The sequence below is a fragment of the Pleurocapsa minor HA4230-MV1 genome (assembly GCA_019359095.1).
GTDB lineage: Bacteria > Cyanobacteriota > Cyanobacteriia > Cyanobacteriales > Xenococcaceae > Waterburya > Waterburya minor.
Genome location: JAHHHZ010000019.1, coordinates 14,751 through 30,038, shown reverse-complemented (window position 1 = coordinate 30,038; position 15,288 = coordinate 14,751). Strand labels below are relative to the sequence as shown.

At 39.3% G+C, this 15,288-nt stretch carries 11 protein-coding genes and 1 pseudogene; 5 read left to right on the top strand and 7 right to left on the bottom strand.

The genetic code is table 11. The features are described from left to right. Nucleotides 1-63: 63 nt before the first annotated feature. Nucleotides 64-1,203, bottom strand: coding sequence for an anhydro-N-acetylmuramic acid kinase (locus KME09_09290; GenBank protein MBW4534119.1), 1,140 nt, complete (start codon nucleotides 1,201-1,203; stop codon nucleotides 64-66). A gap of 120 nt (nucleotides 1,204-1,323) precedes the next feature. After that, a pseudogene (locus KME09_09285) lies at nucleotides 1,324-1,488 on the bottom strand (IS1 family transposase). 825 nt (nucleotides 1,489-2,313) lie between these two features. Here KME09_09285 and KME09_09280 point away from each other — a divergent pair. Beyond that, nucleotides 2,314-2,961, top strand: a complete 648-nt coding sequence (locus KME09_09280) for a hypothetical protein (protein MBW4534118.1) — start codon at nucleotides 2,314-2,316, stop codon at nucleotides 2,959-2,961. Between the two features lie 231 nt (nucleotides 2,962-3,192). Next, the gene (locus KME09_09275; protein MBW4534117.1) at nucleotides 3,193-6,006 is read left to right on the top strand and encodes a GAF domain-containing protein; all 2,814 of its coding nucleotides are present in this window, start codon (nucleotides 3,193-3,195) and stop codon (nucleotides 6,004-6,006) included. A gap of 382 nt (nucleotides 6,007-6,388) precedes the next feature. Here KME09_09275 and KME09_09270 read toward each other — a convergent pair whose 3' ends face one another. Then, entirely contained in the window at nucleotides 6,389-7,228 is an 840-nt protein-coding gene (locus KME09_09270) for a prohibitin family protein (GenBank protein ID MBW4534116.1), read from the bottom strand. 90 nt (nucleotides 7,229-7,318) lie between these two features. On the opposite strand from KME09_09270, the gene KME09_09265 reads away from it, so the two are divergent. The 3 genes from KME09_09265 (at nucleotide 7,319) to KME09_09255 (ending at nucleotide 10,381) form a co-directional block, all read left to right on the top strand. Beyond that, entirely contained in the window at nucleotides 7,319-7,762 is a 444-nt protein-coding gene (locus tag KME09_09265) for a protein tyrosine phosphatase family protein (GenBank protein ID MBW4534115.1), read from the top strand. A 385-nt stretch (nucleotides 7,763-8,147) separates the two neighbouring features. After that, the gene (locus tag KME09_09260) at nucleotides 8,148-9,467 is read left to right on the top strand and encodes an aminopeptidase P N-terminal domain-containing protein (GenBank protein MBW4534114.1); all 1,320 of its coding nucleotides are present in this window, start codon (nucleotides 8,148-8,150) and stop codon (nucleotides 9,465-9,467) included. 80 nt (nucleotides 9,468-9,547) lie between these two features. Continuing rightward, nucleotides 9,548-10,381: a phytanoyl-CoA dioxygenase family protein gene (locus KME09_09255; protein ID MBW4534113.1), complete on the top strand. Its 834-nt coding sequence runs from the start codon at nucleotides 9,548-9,550 to the stop codon at nucleotides 10,379-10,381. A 156-nt stretch (nucleotides 10,382-10,537) separates the two neighbouring features. On the opposite strand, the gene KME09_09250 is transcribed toward KME09_09255, so the two are convergent. From KME09_09250 to KME09_09235, 4 genes are all read right to left on the bottom strand, one after another. Continuing rightward, the gene (locus KME09_09250; GenBank protein ID MBW4534112.1) at nucleotides 10,538-11,884 is read right to left on the bottom strand and encodes a UDP-glucose/GDP-mannose dehydrogenase family protein; all 1,347 of its coding nucleotides are present in this window, start codon (nucleotides 11,882-11,884) and stop codon (nucleotides 10,538-10,540) included. A gap of 90 nt (nucleotides 11,885-11,974) precedes the next feature. Then, nucleotides 11,975-12,913 (bottom strand): SDR family oxidoreductase, encoded by a 939-nt coding sequence (locus tag KME09_09245; GenBank protein MBW4534111.1) that lies wholly within the window; start codon nucleotides 12,911-12,913, stop codon nucleotides 11,975-11,977. A gap of 317 nt (nucleotides 12,914-13,230) precedes the next feature. Next, nucleotides 13,231-13,410: a DUF3291 domain-containing protein gene (locus tag KME09_09240; protein ID MBW4534110.1), complete on the bottom strand. Its 180-nt coding sequence runs from the start codon at nucleotides 13,408-13,410 to the stop codon at nucleotides 13,231-13,233. A 347-nt stretch (nucleotides 13,411-13,757) separates the two neighbouring features. Continuing rightward, nucleotides 13,758-15,269, bottom strand: coding sequence for a cytochrome P450 (locus KME09_09235; protein MBW4534109.1), 1,512 nt, complete (start codon nucleotides 15,267-15,269; stop codon nucleotides 13,758-13,760). Between the last annotated feature and the right edge of the window lie 19 nt (nucleotides 15,270-15,288).

The following is a 15,288-nucleotide window of genomic DNA, read 5'->3' as shown; positions in this document are numbered from 1 at the left end:
TACTTCCTACTTCCTACTTCCTATTTCCTATTTCTTATTTCTTATTTCCTACTTACGAGCCGATTACATTGACAGGTGAATATCCCCTAACAAAACAGGTTTAGCTGCTCCTGTAACTTGAGGTAAATTGCCAGGAATTGATTTAACTCTCCAGTATGCTAAAACGGCAAAAGCGATCGCCTCTTTAAAATCTCCATTAATTCCCATTTCATCGGTTGTCCCAATATGTGCCGATGTTAACTCAGCTTGTAGGCGTTGTCTCAGATATGAATTTCTACTGCCTCCACCACAAAGTAAAACCTCGTCAGGCATTTGGGGCAAAAACTGGCGGTAACTATGAATAATCGAGGCAACAGTAAGCTCTGTTAACGTCGCCAGGCGATCGCTTTCGGTTAAACTCAGGTTATCCATTTCTTGCCAACATTGCTCTAAATAATCCTTGCCAAATAGTTCTCTCCCCGTAGATTTTGGTGGCGACTGCTGAAAAAAGTCTTGCTGCAACCACTGCGCTACTAATTGCTGATTTGGCGTGCCTTGGGCTGCCCATTGACCATCTCGATCGTAAGTTTTAGTTCCGTTAGTTAAACGAGCTACAGCGAGGTCTAATAAAGCATTTGCTGGGCCAGTATCCCAACCAAATATTTGTGCATCCCAGTCAGTTGTAGTCTTGGGAGGTAAATAGGTCACGTTGCCAATGCCACCCAGGTTTTGAATCGCTCTAATTTTAGTCGGGTGAGATAACAAACAAAGATCGATTTTTGATACTAATGGTGCGCCTTCTCCTCCTGCTGCAATATCCGCTACCCGAAAGTTACTGATAGTTTGAATACCTGTGAGGTGAGCAATCATTTCTCCTCTGCCAATCTGATAGCTGTAGCCCAATTTATCCTGAGTAGGTGGTCGATGATAGATAGTTTGACCATGAGAACCAATTAATTCTGCTGGTTGATGTTGGGCTTGAATCTGTCGTGCAGCTTGGGTAAATTGTAGGGCGATCGCATCATCTAAGTCTGCTAATTCAGCTATATTTAACGCTTTTCCGCCACAAATAGCTAATATTTGGTTTCTTAGGTCTTGAGGATAAGCAAAGGTTGCTCCTGCTAACAGCTTTACTTTTAGATCCTGCTCTGTACCCTTGATTTCAACTAAAGCAGCATCAATTCCATCAACAGAAGTTCCACTCATTAAACCAATCACTATCATCGCTTTGTTTCGTAAGGTTTACGTTTATGTTGTAGTGAGTCAAGAGTTAAGAGTCAAGAGTCAGAAGTTAAGGTCGAGCTAAGAGCAAAATGAGTTTTTTAATGAGTTTTTGCCTGAGTTTCATAATATTTTCCGATATTCGACCAAAAGATAATCAACTAATAATCTAATCAAGTATTCAAGCATCTTGAGAGACTTCGAGTAACACAGAGTTTTTCGATGTAATTGAGCTAGATAGTGTCTGAGTCTGGTATTTTCTCCTTCAACTCTCGTCATGTAAGTTTTATCCTAAAGCATACCGCTAGGCATATCCTTTAGGACACTCAGGACAGTTCATTTTTCTGGGATCTTATTTTAAATTAGCGATCGCATCTGTTAGAAAATCATACCTTAATCCAGCAACGCCGCTTACAATTACACAGTATCTCTTGCTGTTTTTATAGCTTTAATTTATGATCAAATTGGAAACTAGTAACTGGCATACATAATTGTGAAAACTGTTTATAAAAATTATAAAAAGTCGCGATGCCAACTAACTCTTAACTCAAGACTTGAACACTACATTTATAGTGATCGGTTTATAGTTTTATTAAACTCAGTAAGAAGTTTGACCTGGAAATATAGTCAAACACCCAGAATCCCTGGTCAATGTCCACCTTAATCTTTAGCTATTAAGCTCTATAACTCAGTCTCTTCAATTACCTGAGCTATCTCGTTTCGAGCTTACATCATCAACATTTATTGCAGACAAAATAGCCTTATTTTTGTCCAGAATGTTGTTGCTCATCAAAGTTGAATACAACTATAATTTTTAGCATAATAAATTGCTTAAATTTATCAATAATGTTTCTTTTATTGATTAAAGAGAAGCTTTTTTGGGGTTCTTATAATTCTGATAGATTTGAATTTGAGTTTATCTATAATTATTAGCTAATTTGCTTGAAAAAATGCTACATTTCAGGCTTTTACTCAGCTAAATTAAGTAATACTTGGTGCTTGCAAAATAATAATTACTCGCTAAAAATTTGATTGTTTTGACTATTTCAAAATCAGATTATTCAGGTTTATTTGGTTAATAGTTAAAAATTTGGTATTTACCCCCGAAATATTATGAATTCCCAGCAGCACAATAGTAATTCGAGCGTTACAGAAATTTACGCAGGACGGCAACATTACCAAGTTGAGGGTTTAGATTACAGCCCAGAAGGTTATATTCTTAATGTGTCACCTCAAGAGTCAAAATGCTGGTTGCTAAACATAACAGAACTTTACTCTCACATCGCTCTTAGAGAATGCTTGATAGCAGGTATACTTTGCAATAATTCTGGCTTAAAAAATCACCAGGGGAGGTGGATTGTCATTGGTAATCCCCTCGAAGGAGCTTCAATCGCTGCTGCAAGTAAAGTTAGGCTGTGCCAATCTAGCTGGCAACAGTTAATGCCTAAATTAGATACTTTTTCCTGTACATCAGAATTTCACTACATGGCAACTTTGCATTCAAATATTGAGGGAAAAACTATTTATCTTAAAGGCGCTCCAAAGACAATTTTACCTCTCACTCAGAAAATGTTAGATGCCAACGGCAATTTAATCGATTTAGATCGGGAACTAGTTGCACGGGAAACAGAATCGATGCTCGAAGATAGTTTACAAGTGGTTGCTTTTGCTAAAAAACAAGTCTCAGCCAAAAAAACCTGGTTGGAGCGCGCAGATTTTGAAAGTGAGTTTGTTTTTTTGGGATTACAAGGCATCAATTAATGTTATTTGTCTGCCAGATGTCATTATCTTTTTTTTGGTACAAGCCTAGAGCTATCAACAGTTTTATCTTTTAAATCAGCAACGCCCAATCACAAAATACTCAGTAAATATACAGAAACAATAAGTTATTTAGCTATATACTTCTAAATGTCGGTAGTATGCAAATTTACCAAATTAATAAATATCTTTGATTTTTTTTTGATAATTCCTATGGCTATTTTTATGTAAGCAATGAATCAAACTTTTGAGCTTAAACTAATTAAATATCGAAATCTGCAACAGATTTTAAAATCTACTGTTAAAACAACCAGAGAAATTCTGAGGTGCGATCGCGTTATTATTTATACTGCCAACAATTTACCTCAAGCAGAAGTTTTAGCAGAATCAAGTCATGAAAAATGCGTCTCTCTGTTGGGACAAACAATTCAAGATCCTTTTTTAGAAGGTGATTATCTGGAGATGTACTGTTATGGTATGTCTTTAACCATAGATAGCATTTACGCATCAGATGTTAATCGAAGTAAGTTAAAAGAGCTAGAACAGCTGGGGATTAAGAATGTCGCAGTTGCCCCAATTTATGTTGACAATAGATTATTAGCTTTTTTGGTTGCTCATCAGTGTTTTCAACTTCAGCCTTGGGATGAGCAGACAGTTAACTTGTTGGCGGAAAAAGCAAGTTCAGCAGGAAAAGCTCTTTCAGGGATTGTCCAAGCCGACGAATTAGCAGAATTTACCTTATTACAGCAGATGGAAAACAATCACAATAACCAAAATTACCGAGCTGCAAATAATGGAGCTAAAAATTCTCAACAGCAACAAGTTCTTGAGCAGGAACAAAATAGATTATTGGCTGAGATCAAAGATAAGCTAAATGACCAATTAAAACCAAAAAATATTCTCAAAACTATAGTTGCAGATATACGCCAGCTACTTAAATGCGATCGCGTTTTAATTTATAGTCTAAATATTGCTAATGATGGTGCGGTGATCGCTGAATCTGTTGCTGATGGCTGGACTAAAGTTTTAGATCGAGTCGCCAAAAATTCTCAGGAAGCAACTCAATATTTAGAAGAAGATCGTAATGGTAAAGTTCGTGTTTGGGATAATACCTCTGACGAAGATGCTCCCTCTTGGTATCGAAAACAATTAGAAGCTTTAAATGTAAAAGCTGGACTAATAGCACCAATCGCTAAGGATAGTCAACTATTCGGGTTATTAATCGCTCATCAGTGTTCAAATGCTCGAAGCTGGCAACAGCAAGAAATTAACTGGATAACTCATATCGCTAATCAGATAGGTAATATGCCCGAATATACGCAAATTTCCCATGGTAATCAGCAAGAACAAATTATTGATTTTCAGCAGCAGCTTGAACAAGAAAGAATGTGGATCAAGCATTTTTCTGATGTGCTACAGCAGATTCGTCAATCGTTCAAAATTAAAGACATTCTCAAATCCAGCGTTCGAGAAATACAAAGAGTTTTAAATTGCGATCGCGTTTTGGTTTATGCTTTGCATCATAAGATTTATGGCAAAATTGTGGCAGAATCTGTCTCTTCTGGTTGGACAAAGACAGAAGGAATGGTGATCAAAGATCCTTGCTTTGAAGCCAAATATTTCGCCAAGTATCGTGACGGTAGAATACGCGCCTGGGACAATATCTACGATGCAGGCATGAGTCAGTGTCATGTAGAGCAACTGGAAAAGTTTGAAGTTAAAGCAAATTTAATCGTTCCTATTATCATCGAAGGACAACTATTTGGTTTATTAGTCGCCCAGCAATGTTCTAACCCTCGTCACTGGCAGCAAGCAGAGATCCTGTGGTTGACTCAAATTGCCACCCAAGTGGGTTTTGCCCTTGATAATGCCCAATTATTAGCTGATGCCCAACGCCTACGTCTCCAGGCAGAATCAGAAAAAATGTGGACAGAGTATTACACCGATGCAGTACAACAAATTCGCCAATCCCTCAAAGAAAAAGATGTTCTCAAAGCCAGTGTTCGAGAAGTAAAAAGAGTTTTAAATTGCGATCGCGTCTTAGTTTATGCTCTAGATGAAGATAATTATGGTAAAGTTGTCGCCGAATCTGTTAACCATGGTTGGACAAGGGCTGAGGGGAGAATAATTAAAGATCCCTGCTTTGAAGCCAGATATTTAGATCAGTATCGCGACGGTAGAGTTCGCGCCTGGGAGAATATTTACGAAGCAGGTATGAGCAACTGTTATGTGGAACAATTAGCACAATTGGAAGTTAAGGCAAATCTCGTCACACCAATTATCTATCAAGGAAAACTATTTGGTTTGTTGGTAGCACACCAATGTTCTGACACTCGCCCATGGCAAGAAGCTGAAATCAGTTGGATGAGTCAAATTGCTACTCAAGTAGGTTTGGCTCTTGATAATGCCCAATTGCTAGCTAAGTTAGAACAATACACTCAAGATACTCAAGCAATTTTAGATCGCGCAGCCAATAGCGGTTCAAATATAAAACGTACTGTGCAAAATGCCACAGTAGGATTTGAAAAATTGAGTAATTCTTGTCAAACTTTTGCGGAAACTATCGGACAAGTCAAAGATTTGAGCAAGCAATTAGCTCAACAATCGATGGGGATGGCTAGAGCAATCAATTCTAGTCAACTTGAACCAAGTAAAAGTAACCAAGATGCTGCTGGTGATTTATCTGAGCGAATTTTTACTTTGATGCAAGAGCTATTTGAAGCTACGGCAAGAATCGATCCTCTATTTACTAGTATCAAAACGGAAATTACGGCTAAAACAACCACCCTGGAATCGGAAACAGAGCAACTAATGAGCGGGGTTGATGATTTTGCCACAGCTAGTCAGAATTTAGAGCAAATTGTGGCGTTAAATCATAACATGAGTAATCTGATGCAAAATATTTCTGATTCTTTGGACATCCAAATCCAAAGTTCAACTTTTACTCAAAATTCAGTTCATGAATTAACAGATATTACCAAGCGAATTGCTCAACAATCTGTAGCGATTATTGAATCTTTTAACCAATATCAGTTCGATCAACAATAAAGAAGCAAAGCTTCTAGTACTTTTTATTGGAGTAGAAATACTAAAAACAAAAGCCAAAATGAGTAAGGAAAGGACAAACACTTATTATCTTTAATTTTACTAATAGCAATTGCCTACAAAGGAGTCAAAGAATATATTTGTCGCTTGCCAGAAAATTTGAGAAAAGATAAAAGACATAGCAATTTTTTAAGGGCCTAATCCTGGGGAGATCCCAGGATGTTGACTGCCCAAATTGGATAGGCTTATATGATAGTTTGTAGGTTGAACAATTACTGATACTAACTCCCAACAAACTACCTTTTTATCAACAGAGTATGAGGGCTAAAAAACTTATCCTCTCATCCTTTTGTGAGTATGTTGTCACCCCGTGAGTAATCTCACTCTACTGAACATCGCCTAAATTAAACAAGAAAGGAACACCTCCTTTAGATTCACCACTGGTAACTAAAACTCTAGGCATTTGTGCGCCACCTTCTCGCCAAGCTTCGATCGCTTCTTTTTGTAATACTAATTGTCCACCTTGCGCTCGTAAAGTCTCGGCTAACAGTCTTTGAGCTTCGGCTTTACCCTTGGCGCGGTTAATATCTGCCTGAGCCTCTTGTTCGGCTTCTCTGGCTACGTATACGGCTCTTTGAGACTTCTGTTCGGCAATTTGCTTTTCTTCAACTGCTCTGGCAAATTCAGGGGAGAAACTAAGATCGACGACACTAGTATCCAGAATCAAAATACCATATTTATCCAGGCGATCGCTCAAGGCATTATCAAAGTCTTCTTTTAGTTCATCTCGTTTAGTAATTGCTTCTTCAACAGTTCTCCTAGCAGCAGCGATTTTAAAAGATTCTTGAGTTTGCGGTGCGATAATTTTAGACACGATATTTTGTAGTGTTCCTTGTGTACGACGAATCTCAACTACCTGCACAGGATCTAGGCGAAAGTTAATGGCAAAACTGGCCTTGAGATCTTGTAAATCTTTGGTGGAACTTTCTGCGGGTACTTCAAATTTTTGAACCGTCAGATCGTAAACATCAACGTTAGAAACTAAAGGGGGACGAAGATGAATTCCTTCCAATAACACGCCGTCTTGTGCCTTACCCAAAATGCTCAAAACCCCAGCCTGACCAGGATTAAGAATTACAAATGAATTAAAAGCAATCAAAACCAGCAAGGCGGCGACAATACCACCTAGTAATGGCTGCCAACTATTAGGTGACTGAGTATTCAAGCTGATATCTCCTCGTATATTATGTATGGAATTAGTCTGTTATTGATATTTGCAAGTTTCATCGTATCGTACTTTGAGGATTGAACAGTGATTGAGACTATTCGAGACTACTATCAAATCAATAATCATCTGGCGACTTCAGGACAACCAACTCCCCAAGAATTTGCATCTATTGCCCAAGCTGGAGATCAAGCCATAATTAATTTAGCTACCTCTGGTTCAACCAATGCTTTAGCCAACGAAGGAATCATCGTTACCGATCTAGAAATAGTTTACGTGCAGATTCCCGTAATTTGGGACAACCCCAAACTCGAAGATGTAAAAATCTTTTTTAAGATCATGCAGTCTTTCGACGGTCAAAAAGTTTCGGTACACTGTGCTAAAAACATGCGAGTGTCTTGCTTTATCTACTTTTGGCAGAAATACATTTTGCGCTTACCAGAAGAACAAGCCAGCTATCCCATGAATCAAATCTGGCAACCTACAGGAGTCTGGCAAACACTAATCGAACAAGCAGAAACACAACTTTTGTAGGGAGATAGGGAGCGTCAAGTTAACCTATCACTAATTCCCTAAACCCCTAATATCAAGTCCGCTTAATTACTTCTAATAAAATCTTTGCCCCAAGAACGCGATAAACGTCTTTGCGTCTTTGCCCCAAACTAAGCGGGATAAACGTCTTTGCGACGCGAAGCTAGTGCTAAAGCATACCGCTACGCATATCCTTTAGGGCGCGAGTTTTAATTGGAATTGTTTAAACGGACTTCATATAAATCCCCAAACCCCTACGTCAAAACTATAGAGTAAATTAGCAGGTGCGTAACATCAGTGATTAAATAGATTCTTCCCCCCACAAATCGTTTTTAATGCATAATAAATTATAGGCAAATGTTAAAAAATGTTAAAGAAATAAAGCAGCATGGGGATTGAGCAGCAAGAGTATCGCCAACGTCAAAGGGAGTTAATGTCGAAGATTGGTGGAGGAACAGCAATTTTTCGTAGTGCGCCTCTGGCAACGATGCACAATGATGTTGAATATACTTACCGTCAGGAAAGCAGTTTTTACTATTTAACAGGTTTTAATGAACCTGAAGCAGTGGCGATCTTCGCACCTCATCATGAGGAACATCAGTATATTTTGTTTGTACAGCCTAAAGATCCAGAGCAAGAAACCTGGACGGGATATCGCTGTGGCGTGGAAGCAGCCAAGGAAATTTATGGTGCAGATGAGGCTTATCCGATTGCTGAGTTGAATGAAAAACTGCCGCAGTATTTAATTAATAGCGATCGCATTTACTATCATTTAGGCAACGACGAGAAATTTAACCAGACAATCATTGCACATTGGCAAAGATTAATGCAGGGTTATCAAAAACGAGGTACAGCACCTCTGGCATTAGAAGATACTCGCCCATTAACTTTTGCCATGCGGTTGGTCAAAAGCCCTGGAGAAATTGCCCTGATGCGTCAGGCAGCTAAGATCTCGGCAATGGCACATAATCGCGCTCGTGAATTTGCTCAACCTGGAGTCTATGAATATCAGGTGCAGGCAGAAATAGAGCATGTTTTTCGCAAGGAGGGGGCGATTGGGATTGCTTACCCATCTATAGTGGCATCAGGGGCTAATGCTTGTATTCTGCACTATATTGAAAACAATCGCCAGATGCAGGATCGCGAGCTATTGCTAGTTGATGCGGGCTGTTCCTACGGTTACTACAATGGCGATATTACCCGCACTTTTCCTGTGGGTGGCAAGTTTACTCCAGAACAAAAAGCTTTATATGAAATTGTCTTAGAAGCACAGCTAAAAGCGATCGAGGAAGTACAGCCAGGGAAGCCTTACAACGAATTTCACGATCTCGCTGTCTGTGTAATTGTCCAGGGTTTATTAGATTTGGGATTACTCCAGGGTGATTTAACCGAAATTATCCAGTCAGAGAAATACAAGCCTTTCTATATGCACCGTACAGGACATTGGCTTGGTTTAGATGTGCATGATGTCGGAGTTTATAAGCATGATGCCGAAACTTGGCAGAATTTAACCCCAGGACACATTGTTACGGTTGAACCAGGAATTTATATCTCCCCCAATATTAAACCTGCGGAAGGACAACCAGAAATTCCTGACAGATGGAAAGGAATTGGCATTCGGATTGAAGATGATCTGTTGGTAACAGCCGACGGACACGAAGTTCTAACCTCCGATGTACCTAAATCCATTGCAGACATGGAAAACTAAGAGTCTTGTCTCTTCTTTTAATTAAATAATTAACACTTAATTACACTTACCAAGTTAAAAAAATTCTCTACACAAAATCAATGATTCAACAACTACAAAATTTTCTCTCACCCTCATTTAATTCGTCTAATTCGTCTTTGAAAAATACCGTGTCAACAGAGATGGCTGCCATGACGGACGAAATTATTGATGGTCAAGGCTATGTCATGCTGCCCGATTTGATCACTCCCAAAGAAGCAGCAACAGCCAGACAACTAGTTCTGGAATTAGCCGAACAAGAAAGAAAAGAAGACAAATTAGTTGTTCAGGAAAAAAAAGAGCGTCTCTATGGCTTGATCTATCAGGCAGATATCTTTGCTCAGATGGCGCAAAATGAGTCTTTACTCTCAATTGTTGACGCAATTATTGGTGAAGATGCCATCTTGGGTGGTTTCTCCGCTCATATTCTGCACCCAGGGGCAAAAAGTATGGGTATCCATGTCGATTATCCCTATTGGGCAATGCCTGCACCTTTTCCTAAATATCCTGTCTTAGAACTTCAGGTAATTTGGCTCATGGAAGATTTTACGCATAACAATGGCGCACCTTTCTTCGCTGCGGGAACTCAGAATTTAGCTACTCAGCCCAATAAGTGGCAGTTTAAAAGAATTGCTAAGAGAATGACAGGGAAAGCAGGATCGGCAATTATCTCTCATGGACTATGTTGGCATGATACTTCCGATAATAATAGCGATCGCCCTAGGGTATCTTTGCTGGGAAACTATACACCACAGTATATTCATCCTCTAGAGAATAATTTATTTAATTATCAACCAGAAGCGATCGAGAATGCCCCTGCGAGGTTAAAAAAACTACTGAGACATAATTTGATGCCCAAATCTAACCCAGTTCATGGCATGAAGTTTCTTAAGTAAATAATTTATTTAGATCTTGTTGAGATTTATAGCAGTTGAAGTAAAGGTTAGGACAATTAAAACTTTATCTCGCGCCCTAAAGCATACCGCTACGCATATCCTTTAGGGCGCGAGTTTTAATTGAAATTGTTTAAACGGACTTCATATAATTGAGACTTAACGACCCATGCCAATATAGCGGATGCCAGCAGCCTGAACTGCTTCACGGTTTAAGAAATTACGCCCGTCAATGATTAAAGAATGGTTCATTAACTTAGCAATTTTTTGCAAGTCTAGCTTGAGGAACTCTTTCCAATCAGTCACTAAAACTAGAGCATCACAGCTATCTGCCAGCATTTCAGCGTTAGTTTCAATAATTACATTAGAAAGACCATGACTCAAACCAGATTGAGAGACAATAGGATCGTAGGCTTTGACTCTCGCTCCTAAACGATTTAGTTGTTCAATCAAATCCAAGGCTGGGGCATCTCTCATATCATCAGTATCAGGTTTAAAGGTCAAGCCTAATAGACCAATGGTTTTACCTTTGAGAATCTTCAACTCATTTTGTAATTTTTCTAGAACCAATAAACGCTGACGTTGGTTAACGTTAATGGCAGCTTTTAGTAACTCAGATTCGTAATTGTAGTCATTGGCAGTGTGTACCAACGCCGAGACATCTTTGGGGAAACAAGATCCACCCCAGCCAAGACCAGCACTAAGAAACTTGCCACCAATCCGCGAATCTAAGCCAATTCCTCTAGCTACTTGAGTTACGTCAGCACCTACGCGATCGCAAATATTAGCGACTTCGTTGATAAAGCTGATTTTAGTTGCCAGAAAAGAGTTGGCAGCATATTTAATCATTTCTGCTGAACTAAGATCTGTCACTACTACTGGTACTTCAGGCAAAGATTGGTCTTCGGCAAATTTTCTACTGACTAAAGGCTGGTATAAATCCTGCATCATGGAAATAGCTTTATCGCTGTTCCCACCTAAAACAATGCGATCGGGATTGAAAGTATCGTATACTGCCGAACCTTCACGCAAAAACTCAGGATTACTGATGACATCGAAGCTGGTTTCCACCGTGCTACCAGACTCTTTGTGACCATCTAATATAATCATTCTCACCCAATCACCAGAACCAATGGGTACAGTAGATTTATTGACAATTACTTTATATTCATCCTTTAGGTGAGTTCCAATCCCGCGAGCCACTGCTTCAACGTAACGAGTATCACTTTCGCCTGTGGGTAAGGGAGGAGTTCCGACTGCAATATACAAAATTTCTCCGTGAGCGACGCCTTTAGACAAATCAGTAGTAAAAGTTAATTTTCCCGATTCAGCAGAAGACTTCATTAGTTCAGATAAACCAGGCTCATAAATGGGAGACTGTCCCGACTGCATTAGCTTAACTTTTTCTTCGTTGTTATCAACACAAATCACATCGTGTCCGATATGAGACAAGCAAACACCCGTAACTAAACCAACATATCCAGTGCCAATGACGCAAACACGCATAAACTTATTTAACCTCTTAGAGTTTTGATTGCTTTAAATTTAAACTTCCCGAAATACATTGAGAAAAACTATTTTTCTGAGACTATAATTCTATGACTCTTCTGCTTCCATACGAGAGCGAAAGTCTTCAATAGTCATTTTTAGACCCTCTTCAAGATTGATTGTAGGTTCCCAGCCTAATAAGTTTTTAGCTTTGGTAATATCAGGCTGTCTTTGTTTGGGATCGTCTTGAGGAAGTGGCTTGTAGGATAGCTGCGCATCAGGATTAATCATTTTCTGAATTGTCTCCGCCAGCTGTAGAATCGTATATTCTCCTGGATTACCGATGTTAATAGGCCCCATATGCTCACCGTTCATTAAGCGCATCATTCCTTCGACTAAATCAGCTACATAACAGAAGCTACGAGTCTGGGAACCATCACCATAAACAGTTAATGGTGTACCTTGGAGAGCTTGAACAATAAAGTTACTCACGACGCGACCGTCATTCTCAAACATTCTTGGCCCATAGGTATTGAAAATACGCATGACTCGAATGTCAACATTATTTTGTCGATGATAGTCGAAAGCTAAGGTTTCAGCGACCCTTTTGCCTTCGTCATAGCAGCTACGAATACCAATACAGTTTACATTACCACGATATTCTTCAGGCTGAGGATGAACGTCAGGATCTCCGTATACTTCCGAAGTGGAAGCCAGCAAAAATCTAGCGTTAACTCGTTTGGCTAATCCCAACATATTTAAAGTCCCCATCACGTTAGTCTTGATGGTTTTTACGGGATTATACTGATAGTGAACGGGGGATGCTGGACAAGCAAGATGATAGATCTGATCGACTTCTAAACGAATTGGTTCGGTAATATCGTGGCGAATCAATTCAAAATAGGGATTATCAAGCCAATGACGAATGTTGCGCTTATGACCTGTAAAAAAGTTGTCTAGACAGATTACGTCGTGACCTTGCTTCATCAAACGATCAATGAGATGGGAGCCAATAAAACCAGCACCGCCAGTTACTAATATTCTCATTTGTAAATTTAACTTTAAATTATTTCAAGAACAATCTTAAACTAACCGTGCCTGATTTGCGATCTTTAACTAAGTAAAAAGACTTAGCTTGCTAAAAATTCATCTACATCCAGCTAAATTTCACCTGTTTTTTATCTTTCTTCCAAAAGAAGACCCTCGCCTCTGGCCCTAAAGGTAATCCTTTAGGGCGACACCTAGTTAGTCTTAAAGGACTAGCTGAGTCTAACGACTTGCAGCGGCTGATCGGGTTGATTACAAAGTAAAGAGAAGTAATCCTAAATCCGATTCTTGAACTTTGCGATCGCCACAGAGATCCATTAAGCTCGTAAAAACTTTGTTAACAGTGCCATCAAGTTCGATAACTCTAGTTTGGCTTTTTCGTCTAGTGCATTGGCAAATTCAGCCATAATTGGATCGTTTAAAGGAGCTTTCATTTTGGCAATGTTTATTGGAGCAAGATGATAATTATTTTGTAACGAACTTGCTTTGTCGGTCATAGTTTTATTCTCAGCTTTCAAACACTGATTATTATAAGTTATGCCCCAATTGCTCAATATTGAAGATAGCGATCGCTTATTTAATGGCACCAATATCGATTTGAGCGAAATCAAACATTGCCATGAGTAATACTATATTTTGTTTTAACGGGTTGTCTGTCTATTAACTGAGATTAAGTCATGAACTTAACATAAGACTCGAAAGTGCGATCCGAAGGGTAGGCGCGACGCGGAGCTAGTGCTAAAGCACTTGTCTCGCATAGTTGGAGATACCGCTACGCATATCCTTTAGGGGAGCCTAATCGCATTTTTGTATGAAAGTTAGAAAAGTTAATTTCACTGCTTTATCAGACAAGTTCTAAACTCTTTGCAACTTTCTTGGCTGCAAGAGTCATTTTAAAAGAAGCTGGTGGCGCGAGAGTCAAACCACGACGTACGGGTAACATTTGACGTTTATTCGTTAGTTCTAGTTGACAGCGAGATAATATAGTTGCGGTGACTAATTTCATTTCTAGTAATGCTAGTGCTGAACCAATACAGCGACGATTGCCACCACCAAAAGGCAGATATTCATAATTAGAATAACTTTTGGTTAAAAATCTTTCGGGATTAAATTGATTGGCATTGGGATATAAAGCTTCCTGATGATGTAAATTATAAATTGAGATCAGAAACCAAGTATTGGTCTGAAAATCACAATCCATAATTGACATGGGTTGAGTCAAAACGCGAGCAAAAGTTCCCGCAGCGATGGGATAAATACGTAGGGTTTCACAAATAACTGCATTTAAATAGGGTAGATTGGCGATCGCTTGATAATCAGTATTGTCTCCTAATGAATCTAACTCTTGCTGTAGCTTTTCTTTGACTTCGGGTAGATAATGAATCCAGTAAAACAGCCAAGCCAAAGCTGAGGCGGTAGTTTCATGTCCAGCAAACAACAGGGTAATAAGCTCATCGTGGAGTTCTTCATCGCTCATTCCTTCGCCCGTTTCATCTGTTGCCATCAGCAATAAACTTAAGATATCACGGTACTCTAATTTATTAGTAGCGATCGCTTCTTGATTCAGTCCTAAAGGATACCGCTCCGCATATCGCTCATGGGGCTTGCACCGCTTAGTTGGGTGGAAACCCCCAAGTCCTAAAGGATTAGCTCCTAACGTCGCGTCACCGCGCTGAATCGCTTCTCGTCTATCTTTTATTTCGGCATAGATTAACTCTCTAATTTCTTGTTTAATCAGTAGAAAACGACCCCAAGGACTATATTTACCCCAGTCTTGTTGTAACCAAGTAAAAAATATGAGACTGGAATTTAATGGGTTATTAAATGTATCTAGTAGGTTGGTTAATAATTCTCTCAGGCGGTCGTATCGCGTCCCCGAATCAATGCCAAACACCACGCTTAGAATTACTCGCATCGTAATTTCTTGGGTTAAAGAACGGACTTTAAATGGTTGATTAACCTCTAGGCGATCGCTTGCTTTATTAGTTATTTCAACTATTTGCTGGCTACATCGGTGTAATGATTCACCGTGAAATGGTGGGATCAATAACTTTCGGCGACGCTTATGGGTTTTACCATCCAACAACAGTAAAGAATTATCTCCCACCAAAAAACTCAGCATTTTATTACCACGACCGACATCAAACTTATCGGCAGAAGCGGTTAAAATTTCCTCGATCGCTTGAGGATTAGAGGTCATAATAGTTGGTGGCGAATTTTTAAACGTTACCTGATAAAAATCACCGTATTTTTGGCTGCGCCGTTCCATAAATTCCACAGGACGCAAAATTGCATTTACTTGACGAAAGGCTCTCAGCAAACCAGAAGTGCTTTTTACTGTAGGGATAGTATTCATAATGGCGATCGCTTATTTA